Annotated in this window: 21 protein-coding genes and 3 pseudogenes; 9 read left to right on the plus strand and 15 right to left on the minus strand. The window is 68.8% G+C overall.

Features of this window, described 5'->3' with window-relative positions; translation table 11 throughout:
• Window positions 1-229 precede the first annotated feature (229 nt).
• Window positions 230-886: an RNA polymerase sigma factor ShbA gene (gene shbA / locus ACM6LR_RS32080; RefSeq protein ID WP_414940942.1), complete on the plus strand. Its 657-nt coding sequence runs from the start codon at window positions 230-232 to the stop codon at window positions 884-886.
• 161 nt (window positions 887-1047) lie between these two features.
• Here shbA and ACM6LR_RS32085 read toward each other — a convergent pair whose 3' ends face one another.
• The 3 genes from ACM6LR_RS32085 to ACM6LR_RS32095 are packed head-to-tail and all read right to left on the minus strand — an operon-like array spanning window position 1048 to window position 3139.
• Window positions 1048-1872, minus strand: a complete 825-nt coding sequence (locus ACM6LR_RS32085) for an amidohydrolase family protein (RefSeq protein ID WP_414945127.1) — start codon at window positions 1870-1872, stop codon at window positions 1048-1050.
• Window positions 1869-2840 (minus strand): aldo/keto reductase, encoded by a 972-nt coding sequence (locus ACM6LR_RS32090; protein WP_414940945.1) that lies wholly within the window; start codon window positions 2838-2840, stop codon window positions 1869-1871. Before ACM6LR_RS32090 ends, ACM6LR_RS32085 begins: the two co-directional genes overlap by 4 nt.
• The gene (locus tag ACM6LR_RS32095) at window positions 2837-3139 is read right to left on the minus strand and encodes an L-rhamnose mutarotase (protein ID WP_414940946.1); all 303 of its coding nucleotides are present in this window, start codon (window positions 3137-3139) and stop codon (window positions 2837-2839) included. Before ACM6LR_RS32095 ends, ACM6LR_RS32090 begins: the two co-directional genes overlap by 4 nt.
• A gap of 106 nt (window positions 3140-3245) precedes the next feature.
• On the opposite strand from ACM6LR_RS32095, the gene ACM6LR_RS32100 reads away from it, so the two are divergent.
• Window positions 3246-3956, plus strand: a complete 711-nt coding sequence (locus ACM6LR_RS32100) for a FadR/GntR family transcriptional regulator (RefSeq protein WP_414940947.1) — start codon at window positions 3246-3248, stop codon at window positions 3954-3956.
• Between the two features lie 104 nt (window positions 3957-4060).
• Here ACM6LR_RS32100 and ACM6LR_RS32105 read toward each other — a convergent pair whose 3' ends face one another.
• From ACM6LR_RS32105 to ACM6LR_RS32130, 6 genes are read right to left on the minus strand one after another with little or no spacing between them, the layout of a single operon-like run.
• On the minus strand, window positions 4061-5065 hold the full coding sequence (locus tag ACM6LR_RS32105) for an ABC transporter permease (protein ID WP_414940948.1): 1005 nt from the start codon (window positions 5063-5065) through the stop codon (window positions 4061-4063).
• Window positions 5062-6582, minus strand: a complete 1521-nt coding sequence (locus tag ACM6LR_RS32110) for a sugar ABC transporter ATP-binding protein (protein WP_414940949.1) — start codon at window positions 6580-6582, stop codon at window positions 5062-5064. The genes ACM6LR_RS32105 and ACM6LR_RS32110 overlap by 4 nt, the downstream gene beginning before the upstream one ends.
• Window positions 6579-7622, minus strand: coding sequence for a sugar ABC transporter substrate-binding protein (locus ACM6LR_RS32115; protein ID WP_414940950.1), 1044 nt, complete (start codon window positions 7620-7622; stop codon window positions 6579-6581). Before ACM6LR_RS32115 ends, ACM6LR_RS32110 begins: the two co-directional genes overlap by 4 nt.
• Window positions 7623-7647: 25 nt before the next feature.
• A complete protein-coding gene (locus ACM6LR_RS32120; protein WP_414940951.1) occupies window positions 7648-8406 on the minus strand; it encodes an SDR family NAD(P)-dependent oxidoreductase in 759 nt (252 codons plus the stop codon).
• Entirely contained in the window at window positions 8399-9703 is a 1305-nt protein-coding gene (locus tag ACM6LR_RS32125) for an enolase C-terminal domain-like protein (RefSeq protein ID WP_414940952.1), read from the minus strand. The genes ACM6LR_RS32120 and ACM6LR_RS32125 overlap by 8 nt, the downstream gene beginning before the upstream one ends.
• Window positions 9703-10563 carry a fumarylacetoacetate hydrolase family protein gene (locus ACM6LR_RS32130; protein ID WP_414940953.1) on the minus strand — a complete coding sequence of 287 codons (861 nt, stop codon included), beginning with the start codon at window positions 10561-10563 and terminating at the stop codon, window positions 9703-9705. The genes ACM6LR_RS32125 and ACM6LR_RS32130 overlap by 1 nt, the downstream gene beginning before the upstream one ends.
• Before the next feature lie 210 nt (window positions 10564-10773).
• On the opposite strand from ACM6LR_RS32130, the gene ACM6LR_RS32135 reads away from it, so the two are divergent.
• Window positions 10774-12039 (plus strand): Bcr/CflA family multidrug efflux MFS transporter, encoded by a 1266-nt coding sequence (locus ACM6LR_RS32135; protein WP_414945128.1) that lies wholly within the window; start codon window positions 10774-10776, stop codon window positions 12037-12039.
• Between the two features lie 18 nt (window positions 12040-12057).
• Here ACM6LR_RS32135 and ACM6LR_RS32140 read toward each other — a convergent pair.
• A pseudogene (locus ACM6LR_RS32140) lies at window positions 12058-12299 on the minus strand (oxidoreductase C-terminal domain-containing protein); the annotation flags it as partial.
• Window positions 12300-12464: 165 nt separating this feature from the next.
• Here ACM6LR_RS32140 and ACM6LR_RS32145 point away from each other — a divergent pair.
• The 3 genes from ACM6LR_RS32145 to ACM6LR_RS32155 all read left to right on the plus strand — a co-directional run bounded on the left by ACM6LR_RS32145 (window position 12465) and on the right by ACM6LR_RS32155 (window position 16647).
• The gene (locus ACM6LR_RS32145; protein WP_414945129.1) at window positions 12465-12683 is read left to right on the plus strand and encodes a hypothetical protein; all 219 of its coding nucleotides are present in this window, start codon (window positions 12465-12467) and stop codon (window positions 12681-12683) included.
• A gap of 58 nt (window positions 12684-12741) precedes the next feature.
• A complete protein-coding gene (locus ACM6LR_RS32150; protein ID WP_414940956.1) occupies window positions 12742-14727 on the plus strand; it encodes an SDR family oxidoreductase in 1986 nt (661 codons plus the stop codon).
• A 111-nt stretch (window positions 14728-14838) separates the two neighbouring features.
• The gene (locus tag ACM6LR_RS32155) at window positions 14839-16647 is read left to right on the plus strand and encodes a hypothetical protein (protein WP_414940957.1); all 1809 of its coding nucleotides are present in this window, start codon (window positions 14839-14841) and stop codon (window positions 16645-16647) included.
• Between the two features lie 76 nt (window positions 16648-16723).
• On the opposite strand, the gene ACM6LR_RS32160 is transcribed toward ACM6LR_RS32155, so the two are convergent.
• Window positions 16724-18052, minus strand: a complete 1329-nt coding sequence (locus ACM6LR_RS32160) for a PLP-dependent aminotransferase family protein (RefSeq protein WP_414945130.1) — start codon at window positions 18050-18052, stop codon at window positions 16724-16726.
• A 129-nt stretch (window positions 18053-18181) separates the two neighbouring features.
• Between ACM6LR_RS32160 and ACM6LR_RS32165 the strand changes: the two are divergent.
• The 3 genes and pseudogenes from ACM6LR_RS32165 to ACM6LR_RS32175 form a co-directional block, all read left to right on the plus strand.
• Window positions 18182-18981, plus strand: a pseudogene (locus ACM6LR_RS32165) (ABC transporter ATP-binding protein); the annotation flags it as partial.
• Window positions 18982-19025: 44 nt separating this feature from the next.
• Window positions 19026-19682 carry an O-methyltransferase gene (locus ACM6LR_RS32170; protein WP_414940959.1) on the plus strand — a complete coding sequence of 219 codons (657 nt, stop codon included), beginning with the start codon at window positions 19026-19028 and terminating at the stop codon, window positions 19680-19682.
• Window positions 19682-20854, plus strand: coding sequence for a serine hydrolase domain-containing protein (locus ACM6LR_RS32175; protein WP_414945131.1), 1173 nt, complete (start codon window positions 19682-19684; stop codon window positions 20852-20854). The genes ACM6LR_RS32170 and ACM6LR_RS32175 overlap by 1 nt, the downstream gene beginning before the upstream one ends.
• 1 nt (window position 20855) lies before the next feature.
• Here the strand turns inward: ACM6LR_RS32175 and ACM6LR_RS32180 are convergent, their stop codons facing one another.
• The 4 genes and pseudogenes from ACM6LR_RS32180 to ACM6LR_RS32195 form a co-directional block, all read right to left on the minus strand.
• On the minus strand, window positions 20856-22796 hold the full coding sequence (locus ACM6LR_RS32180) for a transglycosylase domain-containing protein (RefSeq protein WP_414940962.1): 1941 nt from the start codon (window positions 22794-22796) through the stop codon (window positions 20856-20858).
• A gap of 64 nt (window positions 22797-22860) precedes the next feature.
• A complete protein-coding gene (locus ACM6LR_RS32185) occupies window positions 22861-23583 on the minus strand; it encodes a FadR/GntR family transcriptional regulator (protein ID WP_414940963.1) in 723 nt (240 codons plus the stop codon).
• A 90-nt stretch (window positions 23584-23673) separates the two neighbouring features.
• Window positions 23674-25047, minus strand: a complete 1374-nt coding sequence (locus tag ACM6LR_RS32190; RefSeq protein WP_414945132.1) for an L-serine ammonia-lyase — start codon at window positions 25045-25047, stop codon at window positions 23674-23676.
• 16 nt (window positions 25048-25063) lie between these two features.
• Window positions 25064-25455 (minus strand): annotated as a pseudogene (locus ACM6LR_RS32195) (lipoyl synthase); the annotation flags it as partial.

Below are 25455 nucleotides of genomic sequence, written 5' to 3' on the forward strand. Positions count from 1 at the left end.
CACGACCGCGTTTTTCCTGACGCGGAGTCTCGGTTGTGTTAAGCCGACTCCGGCGAATGGGCTATCTCTAGTTGAAATCTTTACTGCCGTTCGATCGACGCCTACGATTACGCTGCGTCGCAACGGCGGTGGATGGATCTGATCTTACGGAGTATCCGCCGCCCTCAATCGTTACGGATTGTTGACCCCTCGACAGCGACGGTCACAGGGTCGGCCGGGGAGGACGACCATGCAGACACTTTCCAGCGCGTCCAGAACCGTTACCCCCGATGCGGTCCCCGGGTACACGACTCCGGAGAACCTGCCTCGACCGGGCGGACGGCTGACGAAGGAGGACCTCGATCCCCTCGTCAAGGACGCGGGTGACGGGAATCCCGCCGCCGTTCAATCGCTGCTGCGGATGATCGGGCCCGTCGTGGTCCGCTACTGCCGCGCCAGAATGGGCGGCCGCGACCTGTCCTACCTGTCGGCGGACGACGTCGCGCAGGAAGTGTGCATGGCCGTGCTGAAAGCACTGCCCGGCTACCAGGATCGCGGCGGTTCGTTCCTCTATCTCGTGCACGCGATCGCGGCCAACAAGGTCGCCGACGCCTATCGCGCGGTCTCCCGCGACCGGTCGGAGCCGGTGCCCGAACTGCCGGAACGACCCATCGGCGACAACGAGCCCGAAACGCACGCCCTGCATCTCGACCTCGGTGCCCGGCTCAACCGCCTGCTCTCCACTCTTCCGCGAGTGCAGCAGGAGATCCTCGCCCTCCGTATCTCCGTCGGCCTCTCCGCCGCCGAAACCGCCGAGGCGCTCGGGATCTCCGCCGGCAACGTGCGCGTGACGCAGCACCGCGCATTGGCCCGCCTGCGGACGATGGTCAAGCAGGACGAATTCTGAGCTTTCTTCCCCCTGCCACAGGTCGTTGATCGGCGGTTCGCAGGCGCCCGGTCCCCGCGCCCGCCCACTTCTTCCGTCTCCGGTTCCGGCCGGGGGTGGATGAGCCAGGCCCCCTTCCTTGCTGGGCGCGGGTGGGCAACCGCGCGACAGGACCACATGGCTCACGAGAGGCGATAAGCCCGCCGCGCGGTCCCGTCGAAGAATTCCCACCGCTCCGCGTCGCTCAACGAGCCGGTCAGCGAGAACGCCGTGTCGACGACGACCTCGTACGCGGCCGCGAGTTCGCAGACCGGCCAGTCGGAGCCGAACATCAGCCGCGAAGCCCCGAAGGACTCCAGCACGTGTTCGGCCCAGCGCGCCAGATGTCCGGCCTTCCACTGTGCCCAGTCGGCCTCGGTCACCAGCCCCGAAAGCTTGCAGTACACGTTGTCCAGCTCTCCCAACGCCGCGACACCGTCCGCCCACGGCTGCCATTCCCCCGAGGAGATGGGCGGCTTCGCGGCGTGGTCGAGCACGAAGACCTGGTCCGGCAGGGTGGAAGCCGCGGCGAGCGCCGCCGGAAGCTGGGCTGGCTTCACCAACAGGTCGTACGCCAGCCCGGCCTCACCGAGAGCGGCGAGGCCACGCAGAACGTCGGGCCGCGTGAGCCAAGACGGGTCCGGCTCGTCCTCGACCTGATGCCGGATTCCCACCAGGGGGCCGGAAAACGCGGCGAGACGATCGGCGACATCGGGCGCCGTGAGATCGGCCCAGCCGACGACACCCGCGATCAGCGGTTCGGCACGGGCGACGGAAAGGAACTCGTGCGTCTCCTCCTCCGACGAGACCGTCTGCACCAGGACGGTCCCCTGCACGCCCGCCATCTCGGTCACCGCGTGGAGATCGTCCACTGTGTACGGACGGCGGATCGGGTCCAGCGCCGCGCCCGTCATCCACGGGTAGTGCCGTCGCGAGGGATCCCAGAGATGGTGGTGCGCGTCGATCACGACTGTCCTTCCGGCCGCAGCGAGGTGTCCTCTCGCAACAGTCCCGCACGGATCAGGTCCGTCCACAACTCGCGCGGCACCGGGCGACGGAACCGTTCGGCGTTGAGCCGGACCTGGCCGGGATCGTGCGCGCCGACGACGACGGACACCACCGCCGGATGCGCGGCGGGCAACGCCAAGGCGGCCTGGGGAAGTTCGACACCGTGCCGCTCGCAGACCTCGGCGATCCGCTGTGCCCGCTCGACCAGTTCGGCCGGAGCCTCGGCGTAGTCGTACATCGTGCCGGGTGACGCCGTGGCGAGGATCCCGGCGTTGAACGCGCCACCGGCCACCACGTCGACCCCACGTTCCGCGCACAGCGGCAGGAGATCGTCGAGGGCGGGCTGGTTGAGCAGGGTGTACCGGCCTGCCAGCAGGATCACGTCGAGGTCGAACCGGCGGACGAACTCCGTGAGCATCGGCGCCTGGTTCATCCCTGCCCCGATGGCGTCGACGACACCCTGTTCCCGCAATTCGAGCAGCGCGGGGAAAGCGCCGTTGACGGTGTCTTCGAAGTGCTCGTCCGGATCGTGCACGTAGACGACGTCCACTCGGTCGAGCCCGAGCCGCTCCAGACTGTCCTCAAGCGACCGGAGAATCCCCTCGCGGCTGAAGTCCCAGCGCCGTTTGTAGGCCGCCGGCACGACGAAACCCTGGCTGTCGGTCCGCGAAGCGCCGCCGGGATCCGGTTCCAGCACGCGGCCGACCTTGGTCGACACCACGAAGTCCGCACGCGGACGCGACGAAAGCGCCGCGCCCAGCCGTCGTTCCGACAGGCCGAGACCGTAGTGCGGGGCGGTGTCGAAGTACCGGATGCCTTCGTCCCACGCCTGCCGGACGGTCGCTTCGGCCGTCTCGTCGGTGATGGCGTGGTACAGATTGCCCAGCTGCGCGCAGCCGAGCCCCAGTGGGGACAGGGAGATCTTCACGGAAGCTCCCAAACCAGGCCGATACCCGAATCGTTACCCGAGTAGTCGTCTTCGACGTCGAGCAGTTCGGACATCCGCGCCTGCCAGGGAATGTTGGCCGGATGATCGCGCAGTGTCGCGCGCATCTTCGCGTAGTCCTCGACTTCTACCAGGTGGAACAGATCGAGACCGTCACGCCAGATCCGCCACGAGCGCACCCCCGCGGACCTCAGCGCTTCGTCGAGATCGACCGGGATGACGGCGTGGACCGACTCGTATTCGGCCTCCTTCCCCGGCTTCAGCCGGGTGTGGAGTGCCACTCTTTGTAGTGCGACACCGTGGGTCACCGCGCCTCCTCAGCTCGAAACATGGCACTCTGTCAACTAACACTCAAACATCCGAGGTCTTCGGGGAGGGCGGTGGAACATGCCGGTCACCGATGTCGCGATCGACAAGATCAAGGACATGATCATCTCCGGCGAGCTTGCTCCAGGCGACAGGCTGCCGAAGGAGGCCGAACTGGCCCAGCGGCTCGGTCTGTCCCGCAGTTCGCTGCGCGAAGCGGTGAAGGCGCTGTGCCTGATCCGCGTGCTCGACGTCCGCCAGGGCGACGGAACGTACGTCACCAGCCTCGAACCGAATCTCCTCCTCGACGCGATGACCTTCGTGGTGGACTTCCACCGCGACGACACCGTGCTGGACTTCCTCGCCGTCCGCCGGATCCTCGAACCGGCCGCGACGGCGATGGCGGCGATACACATGAACGACGAGGACATCGCGGAACTAGGCCGCCTGCTCGACGAACTGGCCGACTCGCCGACCGTGGAAGCGCTGGTCGCGAACGACCTGCAGTTCCACCGCAAGATCGCCGACGGCTCCGGCAATCCGGTGCTGTGCTCGCTGCTGGACAGCCTCTCCGGCCCCACCGCGCGTGCCCGCATCTGGCGCGGGCTCACGCAGGAGGGCGCGGTCGCGAAGACCCGCGAGCAGCACTCGGCGATCTACGAGGCCATCGCCGCCCGCGAACCCGAACTGGCGCGTTCGTGGGCGACCGTGCACGTGGCCGGGGTCGAGCAGTGGCTCCGCAACGCCCTCGGCACCGCCGACGACCCGACCGTGGCCGCCGAAGCTTCCTGACACAACTTCCTCCATTAGGGTCCTCGAACCGTCTCGCGGCGTGCAATGAACGGTCCGTTCCTTGCAAATTTTGCAAGGAACGGACCGTTCATTGCATCCGCCGGCTAGGTCTGGGCCTTCCCGCCGGCATAGCGGGAAATGATCAACGCGACCAGGATGATCACGCCGTAAATCGCCTTCAGCCACTCGGGTGGCACCTGCGCCACCTGCAGCAGGTTGGTGACCGTCTGCAGGAGCAGGACGCCGGTGAGCGCCCCCACCAGCGTGCCCTTCCCACCGTCCAGTGAGACACCGCCGATCACCGCAGCGGCGAACACCTGGAGGATCAATCCGTCGCCCTGATCCGCGCCGAGCGCGCCGACGTACCCCGTGTACGCGAGCCCGCCGAGCGCGGCCAGCACACCGGCCACGACGAACACACCCCACGAGATCCGGTCGACGCGGATGCCCGCGGCCCGCGCGGCTTCCCGGTTGCCGCCGATGGCGTACAGCGATCGGCCGATCCGGTGATAGCGCAGCCCCAGCCCGAACACGGTGAACAATGCCGCGGCCAGCCACACCGACATCGGCAGCCCGATGAACGTGGTCGTCGCCAGCGCGGTGAACACGTCCAGCTGGTCGAACAGCGTCTTCCCCTGGGTGGAGCCGATCTGCGTGCCACGCAGCACCGTCAGCATCGCCAGCGTGACGATGAAGGCGTTCAGTTTCAGCTTGACGATCAGGAACCCGTTCACGAAACCGATGGCGGCACCGGCCACCAGCACGGCGAGGATACCCGCGAACCCGGGGAGTTCGGTGCCGAAGCCCGAAGACGCCACCGGGATCACCAGCATCGCGCCCAGCGCGGGTGCCATGCCCATGGTGGATTCCAGCGACAGGTCGAACTTCCCGGTGAGCAGGACCAGCGATTCGCCAAGCACCACCATCGACAGTGCCGCCGAGGCGGACAGGATGCCGACGATGCTGCCGAAGGTCAGGAACGTGTCACTGATCAGTCCTCCGATGATCAGCACCACGATGAGGGCGGGCACCAGCGCGAGTTCGCGCAGCCAGCGGAACTTCCGGCGTTTCGGCGAGGCCGCGAAGGACGTTGTTGGGCCTGTTATCAAGGCTCGACTCCTTCGATGTCAGCCACCAGATCGCCGTCGGACCAGCCCGCCCGGTGTTCGGCGACCACCGCACCGGCGCGCAGCACCAGCACCCGGTCGCTCAGGCGCAGATCGTCCAGCTCGTCGCTGACGATCAGCACCGCCTTGCCCTCGGCCCGCACCCGGTCGACGACCGCGAGCAGTGCCTCCTTCGATTTCACGTCCACGCCGGCGGTCGGGTTGATCAGCACGACCAGCCGGGGGTCCCCGGCCAGCGCGCGGGCCAGGACGACCTTCTGCTGGTTGCCGCCGGAAAGGTCGGACACCGGCTGGTCGGCGTCGGCCGCGACGATGCCGTAGTCCTTCAGTGCCTTGGACGCCCGCTCGTATCGCGCGCCAGGTGACGCCAGGCCCACCTTGCCCATTCGGTCCAAAATGGACAGTGTGGCGTTGTCCATGATGGAGTGTTCGAGGACCAGGCCTTCGTGGTGCCGGTCTCTCGGCACACAGCCGATTCCGGCGCCAATCGCGGCCGGGATGTCACCCGGCTTCAACGACTCGCCTTCGACCCGGATCGTGCCGGAGGCCGCCGAACGCAGCCCGTACACGGTTTCGGCGACCTGGTGCTTGCCGCTGGCGTTGCTGCCCGCGAGCCCGAGCACCTCACCGCGGTGGATCCGGAAGGTCACGTCGTCGAACCCGGCACCGGAAAGCCCGTCGACGGTCAAGACCTCGTCCGCGTCCGAAGCCAGCGCCTCTCGCGCCGAGGCGTCGCGGACGGAAAGCCCGCCCTGCTCACCGGTCATCGCGTCGATCAGCTCGGCGTGACCGACCTCCGAGACCGGCGCGGTGAGGATGTGCTTGGCGTCGCGCAGCACGGTGACCGCCTGGCACACCTCGTACACCTCGTGGAGGTGATGCGAGATGAACAGGAACGTCACCCCGTTCGCCCGCATCTGGCGCATCCGCCCGAAGAGCCGCTCGATCGCCTGGCTGTCCAGTTGCGCCGTCGGTTCGTCGAGCACGATGAACCGGGCGCCATGGGAAAGCGCCCGCGCGATCTCCACGAACTGCCGGTCCTCGACCGCAAGCTCGCCCGCCGGGGTGTCGACGTCGACCCGCACGTCCCACGAGTCGAGCAGTTCCCGCGCCTGACGGCGCAACCGCTGCCAGCCGATCGCGAAACCTTTACCGGACTGGCGGTTGAGGAACAGGTTCTCCGCGACGGTCAGCTGCGGGACGACCATCGCGTGCTGGTACACGCAGGCGACCGCGCGCTTCCATTCGTCCTGTTTGGACAACGGTGGGGCGGGAACGCCGCCGAACTCGACGCGGCCGGTGTCCGTTTTGGACAGTCCGGTGAGGATGGAGACGAGGGTGGACTTCCCCGCGCCGTTGCGGCCGACGAGCGCGTGCGACTCGCCGGGGTGCACGGTGATACTGACGTCGGACAGCGCCACGGTCGGGCCGTAGCGTTTACCGACGCCCTGTGCGCTGACCACCGGTACGGCGGCGGAGCCGGCGGGCAGCGCGCTCACAGGTTGTTCCCCCACAGGGCCTTGTCGTCCACGTTGTCCTTGGTGACCACGGGTGCGGGAAGCTGGTCCTCCAGTATCCCGGGCCGGACCTCGACGATCGTGCTGCCGTGGTCGGTCGGCCCCGCCTCGAAGGTCTCTCCCGCCATCGCCTTCTTGATCCAGTACATGCCGTACTTGGCGTAGTCGTCGGCGGGCTGGGAGACGGTCGCGTCGAGTTCGCCGGCGCGGATCGCGGCCAGTTCCTGCGGAATGCCGTCGTTGCTGACCAGGACGACGTGCCTAGGGTCGCCGACCGGGAAGTAGAGGCTCTTGCGTTTGAGGGCCTGCTGCGTCGGCGCCAGGTAGACACCGCCGGCCTGCATGTACACGGCCTTGATGTCCGGGTTGGCGGTCAGCAGACTGTCCAAACCCGACGATGCCTTGTCCGCCTTCCACTCGGCGGCGATCTCCAGCACCTGGACGTCCGGGGACTTCGCCTTCATGCACTGCCGGAACGCCTCGGAACGGTCGCGGCCGTTGACCGAGGCGAGGTCACCCATGACCTGCACGACCTTGCCCGAAGTGACCTTCGCGCCGATCGCCTCACAGGCCTTGGTGCCGTACGCCTTGTTGTCCGCGCGCACCACCATCGCGACCTTGCCGCTCTCCGGTGCGACGTCGACGGCCACCGCCGGAACACCCTTGTTCTCCGCGGCCTTGAGGCCCGCCACGACGGCGGCGGAGTCCAGCGGAGTCACGACAAGCCCCTTGATGCCCTGGTTGAGCAAGGTGTTGATGTCGGTGATCTGCTTCGCCGAATCACTGTCCGCGTTGACCGTCGGCAGCGCGTCGACGCCCTGTTCCTTCGCCTTCAGTGGTACGTAGTTGTTGTAGGCCTGCCAGAACGGCGAGGCCAGCAACGGGATCGTCGCACCGACCTTGCCACCGCGGGCCCCACCGGCACCCGGTGCCGGCGCGTTGTCCTTGGTGGACCCACAGGCCGACAGGGCCAGGCCGAGCGCGGTGGCCGCGGCGGCCACCTTGATCACCCTCGTACGCACCGCATCCTCCTCGATGACCGGGAACCTACTGCTGGACCGGGCCGCGCGGACGCAGCCCGTACATACCTCCGTCGACGGCGAGCGCCGTTCCGGTGGTCGACGCGGACAGCGGACTGGCGAGGTACGCGATCGAGTTCGCGACCTCGTCCGCGGTCACCAGCCTGCCCATCGGCTGGCGGGCGGCCAGCGCGGCCCGTTCGGCCTCCGGGTCGCCCGCGGAGTCGAGCAGCCTGCCGACCCACGGGGTGTCCGCGGTGCCGGGGCAGACGCAGTTGACCCGGATCCGGTCGGCGAGGTGGTCGGTCGCCATCGCCAAGGTCAGCGAGAGCACCGCGCCCTTGCTGGCCGAGTACAGCGCGCGGCTGGGCAGGCCCGCCCACGCGGCGATCGAGCAGGTGTTGACGATCGCGGCCGACGGCGACTTCTTCAGCTGCGGCAACGCCGCCCGCGCGAGCCGCACCATGCCGACGACGTTGATGTCGAGCACCCGGTGCCATTCGTCGTCGTCGTTGGCGGTGACGTCACCCTGAGCGCCGATCCCGGCGTTGTTGACCAGGATGTCGAGCCTGCCGAACCGTTCCGCGACCGCGTCGATCGCCGAGCGCACCTCGTCGTCCGAACCGACGTCACACCGGAATCCGGTGAGGCCCTCGGGGAGGTCGCCCGGTTTGAGGTCGAGCACCGCGACCGTCGCCCCTCGGGAGGCGAGCAGATCCGCGGTGGCCCTGCCGATCCCGGACGCGCCACCGGTGACGGCGGCGACGAGGCCTTCGAACTCACTCACTGGCGGTCTCCGTCCATTCTGGACCGTCGGGGAAGGTGAACCGGCGCAGCGTCGCGTCGTGCATCCGCGCGGAGAAGCCCGGCGAGGACGGCGCGAGGTAGCGGCCATCGGCCACGACGGCCGGATCGGTGAAGTGCTCGTGGAGGTGCTCGACCCACTCGATGGACCGGTCGGCGTCGGAACCGGACACCGCCACGTAGTCGAACATCGACAGGTGCCGCACGAGTTCGCACAGCCCGACACCACCGGCGTGCGGGCACACCGGGACGTCGAACTTGGCCGCCAGCAACAGGATCGCCAGGTTCTCGTTGAACCCGCCGACCCTGGCGGCGTCCAGTTGCAGCACCGAGATCGCCCCGGCCTGCAGGAGTTGCTTGAACACCACGCGGTTCTGGACGTGCTCGCCGGTGGCCACGCGGATCGGGGCGAGTGCCTTGGCGATCGCGGCGTGCCCGAGCACGTCGTCCGGCGAGGTGGGTTCCTCGATCCAGTACGGGTCGTACGGCGCCAGCGCGGTCATCCAGGCGATCGCGACCGAGACGTCCCAGCGCTGGTTCGCGTCGACGGCGACCCGGATGCCCGCACCGACGGTCTCGCGGGCGAGCTTCATCCGGCGGACATCGTCCTCGAGGTTGCCGCCGACCTTCAGCTTGATCATCTCGAAACCGTCCGCGACCGCCTGCCCGGCGAGCCGGACGAGTTTCGCGTCCGAGTAACCGAGCCAACCGGGAGACGTGCTGTACGCGCGGTATCCGTCGCGTTCGATCCGGGCGATCCGTTCGGCGCGGCCGGGCTCGGCGGCACGAAGGATGTCGAGCGCTTCCTCTTCGGTCAGCGCGTCGGAGAGGTAGCGGAAGTCGACGAGGGAGACCAGATCCTCTGGCGACATCTCGGCGGCGAAACGCCAGACCGGGAGCCCGGCGATGCGCGCGGCGAGATCCCAGGCGGCGTTGACCACCGCGCCGATCGCCATATGCGCGACACCCTTTTCCGGGCCGAGCCAACGCAGTTGCGAGTCGCCGACCAATGCCCTGGACAGGTCGCCGAGCGCTGCCGCGTCCGTGGGGACGTCACGGCCGACCACATGCGTTTCGAGCGCGCGGATGGCGGCGGCCTGGACGTCGTTGCCGCGGCCGATGGTGAAGGCGAGCCCGTAGCCGTCCGGGCCGCCGTCGGTGTGCAGCACGACGTACGCGGCCGAGTAGTCCGGGTCCGGGTTCATGGCGTCCGAACCGTCCAGCTCGCGCGAGGTGGGGAAGCGGACGTCGAGCACCTCCATGCCCACGATCTTCGCCATCACGCCTGCCTCACGGTCTGGCGCTGGCGGCCGAGGCCGTCGATCTCGAGCTCGATGACGTCACCTTCCCGCAGGTACGGCTTGGGATCGGGCTGACCGAGCGCGACGCCCTGCGGGGTTCCGGTGTTGATGAGGTCCCCCGGACGCAGCACCATGAACTGACTCAAATAATGCACGATCTCGGCGACCGTGAAAATCATGTCCTTGGTCGACGAGTCCTGCTTCTTCTCGCCGTTGACCCACAGCCGCAGGCCGAGGTCCTGCGGGTCGGGCACCTCGTCCGAGGTGACCAGCCACGGGCCGAGCGGGTTGAAGTTCTCGCACGACTTGCCCTTGTCCCACTGGCCGCCGCGTTCGAGCTGGAACTCGCGCTCGGACACGTCGTTAGAGACGGTGTACCCGGCGACGTAGTCGAGAGCTTCTTCGACGCTGTCGAGATAGCGCGCGGTCTTGCCGATGACGACGCCGAGCTCGACCTCCCAGTCGGTCTTCGCCGAGTTCCGCGGCACGAGCACGTCGTCCTCCGGGCCGACGACGACATCGGAGGCCTTCATGAAGACGACCGGCTCGGCCGGGACGGCGGCGCCGGACTCCTCGGCGTGCCGCCGGTAGTTGAGGCCGATGCAGACGACCTTGCCGGGCCGGGCGATCGGCGCGGCGACCCTGGGCCCCGCGGCTTCGGCACCGGCTTCGGGCAGCTCACCGGCGGCCAGCGCGGCCGCGACCCTGGCGACGCCGTCGCTCGCGAAGAAGCTGCCATCGATGTCGGCGGTCAGCCCCGCGAGGTCGCGCAACGTGCCGCCCCCGGCACGTACGAACGGACGCTCACTCCCCGGCTCCCCGAGACGCAACAGCTGCACGGATTTTTCCTTCCGGCCGAACCAACAGCAACGAACAGACATCCGATGTATACCCGACCACCTCCGGCCACATCTAGGGGGCGTCTCGATTTGTGCGGAAAATTGATCGGATCAGTGGTCGAAAGTTGACATGGTCTGCCTCACAGCGGGAATAGTTACCTACTCTAAGCAAGTTGTTCTTCGCGGAACCGTCACTGGGAGAGGAAAAGCATGACCATCGCGCCCGAGCGAGTGGAACAAACCGTCGCGCGCCCGAGCACGACCGGACGCGCCCGATTCGTCCTGATCCTCGGCGGCCTGTCCGCCTTCGGGCCCCTGTCGATCGACATGTACCTGCCCGCACTGCCGCAGATGGCGGGGGAACTGCGCGCGGCGGACGCGACCGTCCAGCTGACGCTGAGCGCGTTCATCATCGGGCTCGCCATCGGCCAGCTGATCCTCGGACCGCTGTCCGACGCGATCGGCCGCCGCAAACCGCTCGTGGCCGGGCTCGGCCTCTACCTGGTCGGCTCGATCCTGTGCGCCATCGCCCCGAGCGCCGAACTGCTCATCGCCGCCCGCGGCGTCCAGGCCTTCGGTGCCGCGGCCGGCATCGTGATCGCCAGGGCGACCGTGCGCGACCTCTATTCCGGCACCGCGATGACGAAGTTCTTCTCCCTGCTCATGCTGGTCAACGGGCTCGCCCCGATCCTGGCGCCGATCATCGGCGGCCAGATCATGAACTGGACCTCGTGGCGCGGCGTGTTCGTCTGCCTGACCGTGTTCGGCGCGATCCTGCTCGCCGTCGTCTTCTTCCTGCTGCCGGAACCGCTGCCCGAGGAACGCCGCACGCCCGCGCGGTTCGGCTCGGTGATGCGGACCTACGCCTGCCTGTTCCGCGACCGCGGTTTCCTCGGCTACGCGCTCGCTTCCGGGCTCATGTTCGGCAGCCTGTTCGCCTACATCTCCGGATCGTCCTTCGCGCTGCAGGGTGTCTACGGGCTCAGCCCGCAGGCGTACAGCCTGGTGTTCGGACTCAACGGCATCGGCATCGTGGCCGTCGGCCAGCTGAACGGGCGAATCGTCGGACGATTCCCGGAGCGGACGCTGCTGACCGTCGGCCTGATCGTCGCCGCGGCGGCCGGGTTCGGCGTGCTGGCCGCGGTGGTGCTGGACCTGAGTCTGGTCGGTCTGCTGGTCCCGCTGTTCATCCTGGTGTCGAGCATCGGCATGGTCGCGCCGAACGCGAGTTCGCTGGCGCTGGCCGAGCAGGCCCGGTCGGCCGGTTCGGCGTCGGCGTTGCTGGGGGTGGTGCAGTTCGTCGTCGGCGGGCTGGCGACGCCACTGGTCGGACTGGGCGGTGCGGGAACCGCGGTGCCGATGGGGATCACGATGGCGGTCTTCGGCGTACTCGCGCTGCTGGCCTTCGGGACCATGACGCGCCCTTCGCGGTTCGTAGCGGCGCCGGTGGCCTTGGCGGTCACTCAAGAGGCTTAAGGGGCCGCGAAAGGCCTCGCGGCCGTCGACCAGGGCCTTCAACGCGTCCCCGTCATCCCACTGGTTGACGTTCATCGCGGCGGCCACCTGCCCGTCCCGCAACTCAGAACGCCGTGAAGTCCCGCGCCGCGAGGTCGCCACGCACGACGAGTTCGTCGCGTCCGGGCTCGGCGAGACCGCGGTATTCGCAGCCCAGGGTCGTACTGATCCGAGAAGAAATACGGGCCTTTCAGATACGGCTCGTTCTCTCCCAGCAGGTTCCGCTACTCCGCTCCGGCCTCGTCCGGCCAGCGAACGCGGAAGTCGATCACGATACGAAGGATCGGTTAACCCATCAGTAGGAAAGTCGGGTATTCCGCGTCACGGCCCTGAAACCGCCTCGTCCCAGCCTCGGACGAGAAAGGAAGATCATGGGATACGGGAGGATGAGGACGTTGGCACCCCGGGACGAATGGTCGGTCGGCTGCCGGGATCTCGCGGGCAGGCGCAGGGACCTGACGGTGTTCGTGAGCAGCGACAAGATCGTGCTCGTGGCGCCGCCCGGAGAGGCCGCCGTGCTCGGGCCGCTAGGCGTGGGTCGCCTGCGCGCCGCGCTCCGCGACGCCGTGGTCGCGGTGGCAGAACATCCGGACCACAGTGAATGACAACTACCGTTCCTACTTCTGAGTAGGTAGAGTCGGCCCCGTTCGGAAGGAGCCGGCCATGACCACCTACTTCGTGACGGGCGCGACGGGATTTCTGGGCAAACGCCTGGTCGCGCGCCTACTGCGGCGACCTGAGACCGTAGCCGTCCATGTTCTCGTGAGGGAGACCTCACGCGGGAAGCTTCCGAGCCACGAGAAGCTCGTTCCCGTCACCGGCGATCTGACCGATTCCTCGCTGGGCATCGACCCCGACGGCCTGGGCCCACTCGACCACGTCGTGCACCTCGGCGCGATCTACGACCTCACCGCGGACGAAGCGGCCAACCGTGCGGCCAACGTCGACGGCACCCGCAACGTCCTGGAGTTCGCCGCCGCCGCGAACGCCGGGCTCTTCCACCACGTCTCTTCGATCGCGGTCGCCGGACAGTACGCCGGGCGCTTCACCGAGGCGGACTTCGACCTCGGCCAGAGCTTCGCGTCGCCGTATCACGCGACGAAGTTCGAGGCCGAGAAGCTCGTGCGACGACACGGGAAGACGCCGTTCCGCGTGTACCGGCCGTCCGCCGTGGCAGGCGATTCGCGCACCGGCGAGATGGACAAGATCGACGGCCCGTACTACTTCCTTCCCGCGATCTCACGGCTCGCCGCGCTACAAGAAAAACTGCGCCTTCGTCTCCCGCTCGCCGCCCCGGATCTCGGCGCCACGAACATCGTGCCGGTCGACTACGTCGTCGAAGCGCTCGAGCACCTCATGCACGTCGACGCGCCCAGCGGCAGCACGTACCACCTCGCGTCGCCGCGTCCGCAACCACTGCACGAGGTCTACAACGCCTTCGCGCGGGCGGCGGGCGCGCCGAAGATCTCCGCCGTCCTTCCCTCACGAGCGTCCGGAGCGCTGAAGCGAACCGGGACCCGCTTGGCGAAGTCCGCGGCGGCCGGATTCGACCGCGTCCCGGGCGGGCGTTCGGCCCGCGCGGCGGTGCTGGCGGAGCTCGGCATCCCGCTCGAAGTCCTGCCGCATCTGAGCATGGCGGTTGACTTCGACACGAGTGCGACCACCGCGGCGCTCGACGGCAGCGGAATCACCTTGCCCCCGTTGAAGGAGTACGCGGGGCCGCTCTACCGGTACTGGCTCGGACACCTGGACCCCGATCGCGGCCGCCGTCGTCCTGGGCAGGAACCGCTCGACGGCCGCAAGGTCCTGATCACCGGTGCCTCGTCGGGCATCGGGCGCGCGTCCGCGCTGGCCATCGCCGCGAAGGGCGCCGAGGTGATCCTCGTGGCCAGGCGTGCCGACGAACTCGAAGAGGTCCGCGAACAGATCGTCGCGGCGGGCGGGAAGGCCTCCGCGTACCCGTGCGACCTCACCGACGGCGGCGCGGTCGACGCTCTGGTCAAGGACGTGCTCGCCGCACACGGCGCCGTCGACATGCTGGTCAACAACGCGGGCCGCTCGATCCGGCGTTCGCTTTCGCTGTCCACCGAACGTTTCCACGACTTCGAGCGCACGATGGCGATCAACTACTTCGGCCCCGTGCGGCTGACCCTCGGCCTGCTGCCGTCGATGACCGCGCGCGGATTCGGCCACGTCGTCAACGTGACCACCCAAGGACTGCAGACGGACACACCGCGGTTTTCCGCCTACCTGGCTTCGAAGGCCGCGCTGGAGGAGTTCGGGCTGACCGCCGGACGGGAGACGCTTTCCGACGGCGTCACCTTCACTTCGGTCCGGATGCCACTGGTGCGCACCGACATGATCGCGCCGACCGGGTCCTACCGCGGGATGCCGTCGAGCTCTCCCGAACGCGCCGCCGCTCTGGTGGTGAAGGCACTCGAGAAACGGCCGGAGATCTTGAACCTGCCCGAAGGCACGGCCGCCGAGTTGGTGACGCTCGTCGCACCCAGGACGACGCGGTTCTTCGCCCACCTCGTCTACCGCGCGATGCCCGAGTCCGCGCCGGAAACCCGTGGCCTGCCCCGGAAAGCCCCACTCGCCTCGGTGGCGGGCGCGGTCACCAGGCTGGTCTGGCGCCGCCGTCCCTGACGTCCCCGCCGCCGGGCTCGATCGGGATACGCCCCGGCCGCTACCATCGGTTTCCGATACGCCGTGGTCGGCGGGCACGGGCCGAGGTAGGGACGAGCGGGAAGGGGCAGTGTGGACGTCGCCAGTCCCCCGCTGTCGACCGGACCGGACACTGCGGTGGTACGTCCGTCCAGGACAGTGCTGCGGCTTTCCCTGCACGTGACGTGGGTCCTCGCACTCGCCATCGCCACCGAACTCCGGGTGGGGCGCTTCGGTTTCCACCCGTCGGACCAGGGTTTCATCCTCGCCCAGGCGTGGCGGGTCCTGCACGGCGAAGTCCCGCACTCCGACATCATCTCCGCGCGGCCGCTGGGTTCGGCGTACCTGCACGTCGTCGACTTCGTCCTGCCGGGGCCGCTGTTCTTCGTCTCCAGCGTGCTCAGCATGCTGGAGATCATCCTGGCGACCATCGCGTTCGCCGTGCTGGTCACCCGCCGCCGCGTCCGCGACTGGGGACCCGGGCTCACCGGACTGACGGCGGCCGCGTCGCTGCTGAACCTGAACGCTTTCCCGCTGATGGCGTGGCACACGATCGACGGGATCTTCCTGACCGCCTGCGGCGCCTGGGCGCTGGATTCCGGGCTGCGCGGCGAGCTGGCGTGGCCGCGGCGGCTCGGTCTCGTCCTGCTGGGCACCGCGGTGTTCGTCAAGCAGAGTTTCGCGCCGGTGCCGGTGATTGCGCTGTTCTGGTTGCTGCTGCACCCGTCGCTGGCCGACGGCGCGTTCCGCATCGGCCGCTGGTGGGCACGCCTGGCGTGGGACCTGCTGGCGCTGGGTGCCTTTTTGGTTTTCTACCTCGGAATCGTCACACTCGACGGTGGACTCGGCGCGATGGCCGAGCAGCTCACCGGCGGCCTCCCCGCGTACGGCGAACGACTTCTCGGGCTGTGGCTGGAGAATCCCGAATCCCTCTTGCTGCCGCCGGTGCGGGGCTTGACCTTCTTCGCCATCGCGGGCGTGCTGCTGGCTCTGCTCGCGATCTTCCGCGACCGTGCCGGATTCACCGGCGCGATCATCGCGAGGCTGGTGTCACTGGCCGGGGTGGCGGTGGTGGTCGGCACCGTCGTGGATGGACACTTCACCGGCGCGTCGCGCTGGGCGGACGTCCTCTGGTGGATCCTCGGTGTCGCACTGCTGGTGAACTGGGTGGCGAAACGGCGGTTGCCGCGAATGGGCGCGCTGGTCTTCGCGACCGGCTTCATGACGAGTCTGTCCTGGGGGAACGACACCCCGACGCTGTTCACCGGAACGCTGGCGCTGACGGCGATCCTGCTGCTGTCGGACGCGCTGCCGCCGATGCCCGAGCCGCCTCGCCAGGTCGGCCTGGCCGTCGCCGCGGCGATGGGACTGGTCGCGGTGCTGGCGTCGGGCTGGGCCGTGGTCGCGCACCACGACGAAGCCGCGTACCTCGACATGGCGCACGAGAAGCTGACCGGTGACCTGGGCGCGGTGACGCCGTCGATGCGCGGGATCCGGACGAACCCGGGGACCTTCACCTACATCGCCCAGATCCAGGACTGCGTCACGCGGTTCCCCGCGGGGCGGACGGCGATCCTGCCCGACAACCCGTTCGCCTACCCCGCCTTCGGCCTGCGCAACCCGTTCCCGCTGGAATGGCCGCTGCCGCTGGAGATCGTCGCCGACGCTCCACAGCGGATGCTGTCGACCGCCGACGACCTCAACCGTGACGGTGACTACCTGGTGCTGTTCCAGACGGTGAGCATGCCGACCTTGGCCAAGGGCGGGCCGGTCCCCGCCGAGGTCGCGGGAGACGCGCCGATCTTCGACTACCTCGGGATGGAGAACGCGCTGCGGTCGCGGCTCACCGGGCAGACCGTCACCTGCGGCAGCTTCATCGGCAAGTGGGTCCCGCGCCCCTGACCCCCCCTGCAATTCGTCCTCTAGTTGCGGTAGTTGGGAATACGAACGACCGCAACTAGAGGACGAATTGCGGGAGTTAGTCGACGCCCGCGTCTTCGGGGCGTCCGGCGGCGAGCCCGGCGAGAACGTCCAGGGCGGCCGAAAGCGTTTCGATCGGCGGAGAGGACACCGCCAGGCGCACGGCGTTCGGGGCGTGGCCGGGGACGATGGCGAACGCGGCCGCCGGGGTGACCGCGATCCCGCGGCGCGCGGCCGCGGCGACGAAGGTTTCGGCACGCCAGTGCTCGGGGAGTTCCCACCAGCAGTGGTACGCCCGCGGATCCGCGCGCAGCGTGAACCCGTCCAGCCGCTCAGCCGTCACCCGCTGGCGTTCCGCGGCGTCGAGGCGTTTCGCCCGTTCGACGGTTTCCAAGGTGCCGCCGGTGATCCACCGGGTGGCGGCTTCGAGGGCGAACCGGGGCGCGACCCAGCCGCCCGAACGCACCGCCGCCGCCAGCCGCTCCGTCCATTCCGGTGGCACGGCGAGGAATCCGGTGGTCAGCCCGGGGGCGAGCCGTTTGGACATGCTGTCGGCGAACACCGTGCGTTCGGGCGCGTAGGTCGCGAACGGACGGATCTCGGGCCGGAGGAACGTGTAGATCCCGTCCTCGATCACCGGGATGTCCATCCGGCGCACGGTTTCCGCCAGCTCGACACGCCGCGTTTCGTCCATTGTGGACCCGAGGGGGTTGTGCAAAGTCGGCTGGACGTACAGCGCGCGGACCGGCGCGGCGGCGTGCGCGGCTTCGAGCGCTTCGGGCACGAGGCCGAGGTCATCGGTCTCGATGGGCACCAACTGGACGCCGAGCCGTCCGGTGAGCGCCTTGACCACGGGGTAGGTGATGGCCTCGACGGCGAGCCGTTCCCCCATCGGCACGAAGGCGGCGATGGCGGCCGCGATGGCCTCGCGACCGCTTCCGGCGAAGAGGACTTCCGGCGTCCAGCCGTCCTTCGCGAACAGTCCGGTGACGGCGTCACGCGCCTGCTTCGAACCGGTGACGCTCCCCGGCCGCAGCGCCGCAGTCAGGACGTCGTCACGCAGGAGCGGCTCCAGCGCCTTCCCGACCAGCGCGGATTGCTCCGGGAGGACGGCGAAATTGAGTTCGAGGTCGACCTTCGCGCCGCCCGGCTCGGCGAGCGCGGTCTCCAGCGGTGGCTTCGCGGCGCGGACGAACGTGCCGCGGCCGACTTCACCGACAACGACGCCTCGCCGCACGAGTTCGCCGTAGACCCTGGCGGCGGTCGAGTTCGCGATCCCGCGTTCGCGGGCGAATCGCCGCTGTGGGGGCAGCCTGTCACCCGGCCGAAGCCTGCCCGCCTCGACATCGGCGGAGATCTCGTCCGCGACTATCCGGTAGTCCTCCATGCCTCCCCCTCGATCGCACCGACACCGCTCGCGTGATCGCACTGCGGATGATGCCATCGAACGGGAGACGGGAGCCGACCGCGACCTACGGAACATCACAACGGCGGCTTTCTAGGTAGCCTAACCTGAGTGGAGGCCCTCACCGAGCAAAGCACGACGTCGCGCCTGCACGCGGACGCGCTGACGCTCGTCTACGACGGCCGGACCGTGGCCGAAGACCTCGGGGTGGTCATCGCCGACCGGTCGTTCACCGTCATCGTCGGACCGAACGCCTGCGGCAAGACGACCCTGCTGCGCGCGCCGCGCGAATGCTCGAACCCCGACAGGGTTCGGTGTTCCTCGACGGCCAGGTGATCAGCTCCTTCCCCGCCAAGGAGGTCGCGCGACGGCTCGGCCTGCTGCCGCAGAGTTCGATCGCGCCCGACGGCATCACCGTCGCCGACCTCGTCGCACGCGGCCGGTACCCGCATCAGCGCCTGCTGCGCCAGTGGTCCCGTGAGGACGCCACCGTGGTCTCGGAATTCATGCGCGCCACCGGAGTCGGCGACCTCGCCGAGCGGCTGGTCGACGAACTCTCGGGTGGCCGGCGGCAGCGCGTGTGGATGGCGATCGCGCTCGCGCAGGTGACGGACCTCCTGCTCCTCGACGAACCGACGACCTATCTGGACACCGCGCACCAGATGGACATCCTCGACCTGTGCGCGCGACTGCACCAGGAACAGGGCCGGACGCTGGTCGCGGTGCTGCACGACCTCGACCACGCGGCCCGCTACGCGACGCACATGATCGCGATGCGGGACGGAAAGGTACTGGCGACCGGAGCACCCGAAGAAGTCGTGACCGCCGAAAACGTCGAGAAGATCTTCGAGCTGCCGCGCCGGGTCATGCCGTGCCCCGAAACCGGGACCCCGCTGGTGATCCCGAAGGCGGTCGCCGCGCCGCCTGATCGGAGTAGGTTGGCGGAGGAGGTGCCATGTCACAGCAACTGTGGTCCGAAGTGGACGACTACCTGTCCGGGGTGCTCGTCCCGTCCGATCCCGCCCTCGAAGCCGCGCTGCTGGCGTCGGAGAAGGCCGGGCTGCCCTCGATCGCCGTCGCCCCGAACCAGGGGAAGCTGCTGAACCTGCTGGCCAGGATGATCGGCGCACGGTCGATCCTGGAGATCGGCACGCTCGGCGGGTACAGCACGATCTGGCTCGCACGCGCCCTGCCGCCGCAGGGCAGGCTCGTCACGCTCGAGTTCGACCCGAAGCACGCCGAAGTCGCGCGCGGCAACCTCGACGCGGCCGGGCTCGGCGGGCTGGTCGACGTCCGCGTCGGCAAGGCACTGGACCTGCTGCCGTCGGTCGAAGGACCGATCGACTTGGCGTTCATCGACGCGGACAAGGTCAACAATCCTGGTTATTTCGAAGCGGCGCTGAAGCTCGTCCGGCCCGGCGGCGTGATCGTGGTCGACAACGTCGTCCGCGGTGGCGCGGTGGCCAACGCCGCCAGCGAAGACCCGAACATCCAGGGGATCCGGCGGCTGCACGAGATGATCTCCGCCGAACCACGCGTCGACGCGACGGCTGTCCAGACCGTCGGCGCGAAGGGCTACGACGGGCTGACCATCGCGCTCGTGAAGTCCTGATGGCCCGGTTCGATCCGGCGGCGCTGCGGCGCGCGCACCGCGTGCTGTCCGGCTACGTCGAGCGCGGCGAGGTCCCCGGGCTCGTCTCCCTCGTCGCGGCAGGCGACGAGGTCCATGTGAACGTCTTGGGAGACAAGGCGATCGGCGGCGAGCCGATGGAACGCGACAGTCTCTTCCGGATCAGTTCGATGACCAAACCCGTCACCGCGGTCGCGGCGATGATGCTGGTCGAGGAGTGCCGCCTCCGGCTCGACGAACCGGTCGGCGGGCTGCTGCCCGAACTCGCGGACCGCCGGGTGCTGCGCCGGATCGACGGCCCGCTGGACGACACCGTCCCGGCGGACCGGCCGATCACCCTGCGGGACGTGCTCACCTTCCGGCTGGGATTCGGCATCGTCCTCGCACCGCCGGGAGCGACCCCGATCCAGCGCGCGATCGACGAACTCGAACTGGTCATCGGCCCGCCGAAACCGACGACACCGCTCCATCCGGACGAGTGGCTGCGCCGGTTCGGCACGCTGCCGCTGCTGCACCAGCCCGGCGAGCGGTGGATGTACCAAGTCGGTTCGGAAGTGCTGGCCATCCTGATCGCGCGCGCCGCGGACATGCCCTTCGAGCGGTTCCTCGCCGAACGGATCTTCGAGCCGCTGGGCATGTCCGACACCGCCTTCGTGGTCTCCGCCGGGCAGGCCCACCGGTTCACGACGTCGTATCAAGCGGACGAGGTCACCGGTGAACTGCACGTGTTCGACGCCCCCGACGGCCAGTGGAGCGCACCGGTCCCGTTCCCGTCCGGCGGCGCGGGGCTCGTCTCCACGGCCGACGACTACCTCGCGTTCAGCCAGATGTTGCTGAACAACGGCGAGCGGCTCTTGTCCCCTAGGTCGGTCGCGCTGCTCACGGCCGACCACCTCACCCCGGAGCAGGCGTCGAGCGGCGCACCGCTCCTGGATCACGGCCTCGGCTGGGGGTTCGGGCTCGCCGTCGTCAACCGGGAAGACGGCCTCGCCACCAAGGGCCGCTACGGCTGGGACGGCGGGCTCGGCACGTCCTGGGCGGCGGATCCGGCCACGGGGCTGACCGGGATCCTCCTCACCCAGCGCGCCGACTGGCCCGCCCCGTGGCACGCGCGCGCAGACTTCTGGACGACCACGCAGACCGCGCTCACCTGAGTCACCGAGTCGGTGCCGGAGCCATCCGGGTTTCGACGGGCTCCGGCCACCGCACCGGCATCCCTTGGTGGAAACCGCTCATGAAGCGCTGCCACATCTCGCTCGGGATCGTCTTGCCCGTCAGCTTCTCCCCGGCGGCGTCCCGCATCCGTCGCGGCTGGTCGGAGCCGACCCAGACCGCCGTCGAAAGCTGCGGCGTGTAGCCGACCGCCCAGCCACCCGCGTTGTCGTCGGTTTCGTTGTACTGGAAGTCGCCGGTCTTCATCGCCGCCGGGCGGTCCTTCATCCCGGAGGTCAGCACGCGGCTGACCGTGCCGGCGATCCGGCGGCTCAGCGTCTCGTCGCCGCCGAAAGCGGGCGTCTTGTCCTCAGATCGTTCCCACACGACTTCGCCGTGCTCGTCCCGGATCTTCGACACCAGATGCGGGGTGGCACGCATGCCGTCGGCGGCGAAGGTGGCGTAGGCGCCGGCCATGTCGCTGGGCCGCAGGGGATACCGGCCGACCGCGATTCCCGGGCCGATCAGGAACCCGTCCTTCTCGCGCAGGGTCACTTCGCCGTCGACGGTCTCGGGGATCCCGGCCGCGCGGGCGCCGTTCCGGACCGCTTCCGCGCCGAGTTTCTTCGCCAGGTCGACGAACGGCCCCTGAGCGCCCCGTCCGATCGCCTCGCGCAGCGTGCACTTCCCCGCATCGCCGCACTGCTCCTGGAACGTGAAGGTCTCCCCGAGAAAGTCGACCTGTGCGGGCGGCTTCAGCGGTTCGTCCACGTTGACGCCCCGCTCGAAACCGGCGGCGAGAGTGAACGGCTGGAAGGCCGAACCGGTGCCGTACGGGGTTCCGGCGTAGTCGTGCACGCTCCAGCCGCCGCCGTTGTAGGCGCGGATGGCGCCGGTCCCGGGTTCGACGGCGACCAGCGAGGCGCGGAAGTGCTCCGGCTGCCCCCGCAGTCGCTCCTTGACCACCTTCTCGGCTTCGGCCTGGGCACGCGGATCGATGGTCGTCTCGACCTTCATCGCGCCGCCGCGGAGCCGGTCCAGCGGGTAGCCGACCTGTTCCAGTTCGGCGAGGACCCGCTGCTTGATGTGGTACTGCTCGTAGGTGACGCGACCGGCGCGGGTCTCCGAAGGCGCCTGGATCGCGTCCTCCGGATAGGTCATCGCGACCGCTTCGGCCTGACTGAGGTAACCCCGCGCGACCAGCTTGTTCACCACGTAGGACCAGCGTTTCATGGCGTGCTCGTGGGTGGAGGCGTACGGGTCGTGCACCGAAGGCGACTGGATCATCCCGGCGAGGAAGGCCGCCTCGCTCCAGGTCATCGAGTCGTCGAGCTTGCGGCCGAAGTAGGCGTTCATCGCCGACGCCGGGCCGTAGGTGCCGCGGCCGAACGAGATGATGTTGAGATAGCTCTCGAAGATCTCCTTCTTGGTCTGCTGCTGGGTGATCTTCGTGGCGAGCACCAGTTCGGAGAACTTGCGGGTGAGGGTGGCGTCCTCGTTGCCGGTGGACTTCTTGATGTACTGCTGGGTGATCCCCGAGCCGCCGCCGACGCCGGTCACCAGCGCGCGGCCCAGGCCGGTGAGGTCGAAACCCTCGTTGTCCCAGAAGGTCGGGTCCTCGGTCGCGACGATCGCGTCGCGCAACTTCGCGGGGATGTCGGCGTAGGGCATGAACAACCGGTCGCCGCCGGGCGGGATCACCTTGAGCAGTTCGGAGCCGTCGGCGTTCTGCAGGACGACGGTCTTGTCGAGGTCGGCGAGCACCTCTTGCGGGCTGCGGACGTCGAGCAGAACGTAAGCGATCCCGAACGCGACCACCGGGATACCGATCAGGAGGCCCAGCGACCAGGCGGCGATGCGGCGCCACCTGCGCTTTTTCCCCTTCGGTTCCGGGGTGGCCGTGGGTTCCGACTCGGGTGCGGTCTCGTCATCCGGGTTCTCCACGCCAGGTAAGACGCCCGAACGAGTGAAAAGGTTGTGGGAAAATCACCGAATCCCGGGCCCTGGGTCAGGCGAGGAAGGCGCGAAGCAGCGAAGCGGTGCCTTCGACGTGCTCGGTCATCACCCGGCGGGCCGCCTCGGAGTCACCGGCGAGGATCGCGTCGACGATGGCCTCGTGCTGGGCGTTCGAGTGCTCCAGGTTCGGTTCGAGCAGCGGGATCGTGTCGAGCAGCTGGTTGACCCGCATCCGCGCGTCGGCCATCGCCGTGGTCAGCGAGCCGGACGCGGTGACCTCGGCGATCGCCAGGTGCAGCCGCGAATCCTTGCGCCGGTAGTCGCCGACGTCGGCAGCGGCGGCCTCGGCGAGCGTGCTGGTCAGGTGCTGCCGGTCGGCCGGGGTGAGGGAACGCGACGCCGCCATCTCGGCGGCGCCGGTTTCCAGGACGTGCCGCAGGCCGAGCGCGTCCTCCAGGGTGGCGTTGTCGATCTTCCGCCCGTCGGCGGCGGGCGGATCGGGCAGGACGCCGTTGACGAACGTGCCGCCGTAGCGACCCCGCCGCGACTCGACGTATCCGGCGTCGGCCAGCGCGCGGATCGCTTCCCGCAGCGTCACCCGGCTGACGCCGAGCCGCTCGGCGAGTTCCCGTTCCGAAGGCAGTCGCTCCCCCGCGCCCACCACTCCGAGCCGGATCGCCTGGAGCAGCCTTTCGACGGTCTCCTCGAAGGCGTTGCCCGCGCGCACCGGGCGGAACAGCGCGTCACCCGCGTTCGCGACCGTGCTCGACTCCACCCTTCGAGTTTAGGCCGCCCGCAAGTCGTCCTCTGGTTGCGGTACTTGCACACGCATGTACCGCAACAAGAGGACGACTTGCGGGGGGTGTCAGCACTCGATGACGTTGACGGCCAGGCCGCCGCGCGCGGTCTCCTTGTACTTCACGCTCATGTCGGCACCGGTCTCGCGCATGGTCTTGATCGCCTTGTCCAGCGTCACTACGTGCGAACCGTCGCCGCGCATCGCCATCCGCGCGGCATGGATCGCCTTCGACGCGCCGACGGCGTTGCGCTCGATGCACGGGATCTGCACCAGCCCGCCGACCGGGTCACAGGTGAGCCCCAGGTGGTGCTCGACGCCGATCTCGGCGGCGTTCTCCACCTGCGCCGGTGAACCGCCGAGGACCTCGGTGAGCGCGGCGGCGGCCATCGCGCTGGCCGAACCGACCTCGCCCTGGCAGCCGACCTCGGCACCGGAGATCGAGCCCGTCTGCTTGAGGATCGAGCCGATCGCGCCCGCGGTGAGCATGAACGTCACGATGCCGTCGTCCGACGAACCCCGGATGAACCGCTGGTAGTAGTGCAGGACCGCGGGGATGATCCCGGCGGCGCCGTTGGTCGGCGCGGTGACGACGCGGCCACCCGCGGCGTTCTCCTCGTTGACCGCCAGCGCGTACAGGCTCACCCAGTCCATGGCGTACAGCGGATCGCCGACGCCGTCTTCGGCGAGCAGCTTCTCGTGCAGCGCCTTCGCCCGGCGCGGCACCTTCAGCCCGCCAGGCAGGACACCTTCGTGCTCGCAGCCGTTGTGCACGCACTCCACCATGACCTGCCAGATCTCCAGCAAGCCTTCGCGGACCTCCTCGCGCGTACGCCAGGAGAGCTCGTTGCGCAGCATGATCTCGCTGATCGGCAGCCCGGTGTCCTCGCAGTGCTTCAGCAGGTCCGCGCCGGTGCGGAACGGGAACTCCAGCCGCGTCGAGTCCTCGACGACGACAGTGTCGGTCTCGTAGGACTCGTCGCGCACGAAGCCACCACCGACGGAGTAGTAGGTGCGCTCGCGCAGCACCTTCCCGTCGGCGTCGAACGCGCGGAAGATCATGCCGTTCGGGTGCGCCGGCAACGACTTCCGCCGGTGCATCGTCAGGTCGGTGTCCTCGGTGAACACGATTTCGTGCTCGCCGCGCACCTTCAGCAGGCACGATTCCCGGATCTCGGCGATCTTGCCGGGCACCGTGTCGGTGTCGATCTCCTCCGGACGCTCCCCGGACAGCCCGAGCAGCACGGCCTTGTCGCTGCCGTGCCCGAACCCGGTCGCGCCGAGCGAACCGAACAGTTCGGCTTGGACCCGAGTCGTGGCGGCCAGGTCACCGTCGTCGGCGAGACCGTCCACAAAGGTCAGTGCGGCGCGCATCGGACCCACCGTATGGGAGCTGGAGGGGCCGATGCCGATCGAAAACAGGTCGAAGACGCTGATCGCCATTGATCTGCCCTCCTTCCTATCTGGCCAGCAGTGAGCTGGCTTCTTGGGCGGCGGGGCCTTCGGCGGCGAGGTGGGCCAAGTTCTCCGACAATGCTTCACCGCGGTGAGCCTTCGTCTGCGCGAACAGACGCCCGGCCCGATACGACGACCGGACCAACGGCCCGGCCATCACACCAGCGAAACCCAACGCCCCAGCGGCATTGGAATGCTCAACGAACTCTTCCGGCTTCACCCACCGATCCACCGGATGATGCCGCGGCGAAGGCCGCAAATACTGAGTAATCGTCAAAATCTCACACCCCGCCTCCACCAGATCCCGCATCGCCGGCGCCACCTCCTCCGGAGTCTCACCCATACCCAAGATCAAGTTCGACTTCGTCACCAAACCAGCCGCACGAGCCCGCGAAA

It is taken from the genome of Amycolatopsis sp. cmx-11-32, from assembly GCF_047608695.1.
Classification (GTDB): domain Bacteria; phylum Actinomycetota; class Actinomycetes; order Mycobacteriales; family Pseudonocardiaceae; genus Amycolatopsis.

Excerpts from the sequence above, each read along its gene's own strand:
- shbA (WP_414940942.1), top strand. The coding sequence starts at position 230 with ATGCAGACACTTTCCAGCGCGTCCAGAACCGTTACCCCCGATGCGGTC.
- ACM6LR_RS32100 (WP_414940947.1), top strand. The coding sequence starts at position 3,246 with ATGCCGGTCACCGATGTCGCGATCGACAAGATCAAGGACATGATCATC.
- ACM6LR_RS32125 (WP_414940952.1), bottom strand. The coding sequence starts at position 9,703 with ATGGCGAAGATCGTGGGCATGGAGGTGCTCGACGTCCGCTTCCCCACC.
- ACM6LR_RS32135 (WP_414945128.1), top strand. The coding sequence starts at position 10,774 with ATGACCATCGCGCCCGAGCGAGTGGAACAAACCGTCGCGCGCCCGAGC.
- ACM6LR_RS32145 (WP_414945129.1), top strand. The coding sequence starts at position 12,465 with ATGAGGACGTTGGCACCCCGGGACGAATGGTCGGTCGGCTGCCGGGAT.
- ACM6LR_RS32150 (WP_414940956.1), top strand. The coding sequence starts at position 12,742 with ATGACCACCTACTTCGTGACGGGCGCGACGGGATTTCTGGGCAAACGC.
- ACM6LR_RS32160 (WP_414945130.1), bottom strand. The coding sequence starts at position 18,052 with ATGGAGGACTACCGGATAGTCGCGGACGAGATCTCCGCCGATGTCGAG.
- ACM6LR_RS32170 (WP_414940959.1), top strand. The coding sequence starts at position 19,026 with ATGTCACAGCAACTGTGGTCCGAAGTGGACGACTACCTGTCCGGGGTG.
- ACM6LR_RS32175 (WP_414945131.1), top strand. The coding sequence starts at position 19,682 with ATGGCCCGGTTCGATCCGGCGGCGCTGCGGCGCGCGCACCGCGTGCTG.
- ACM6LR_RS32190 (WP_414945132.1), bottom strand. The coding sequence starts at position 25,047 with ATGGCGATCAGCGTCTTCGACCTGTTTTCGATCGGCATCGGCCCCTCC.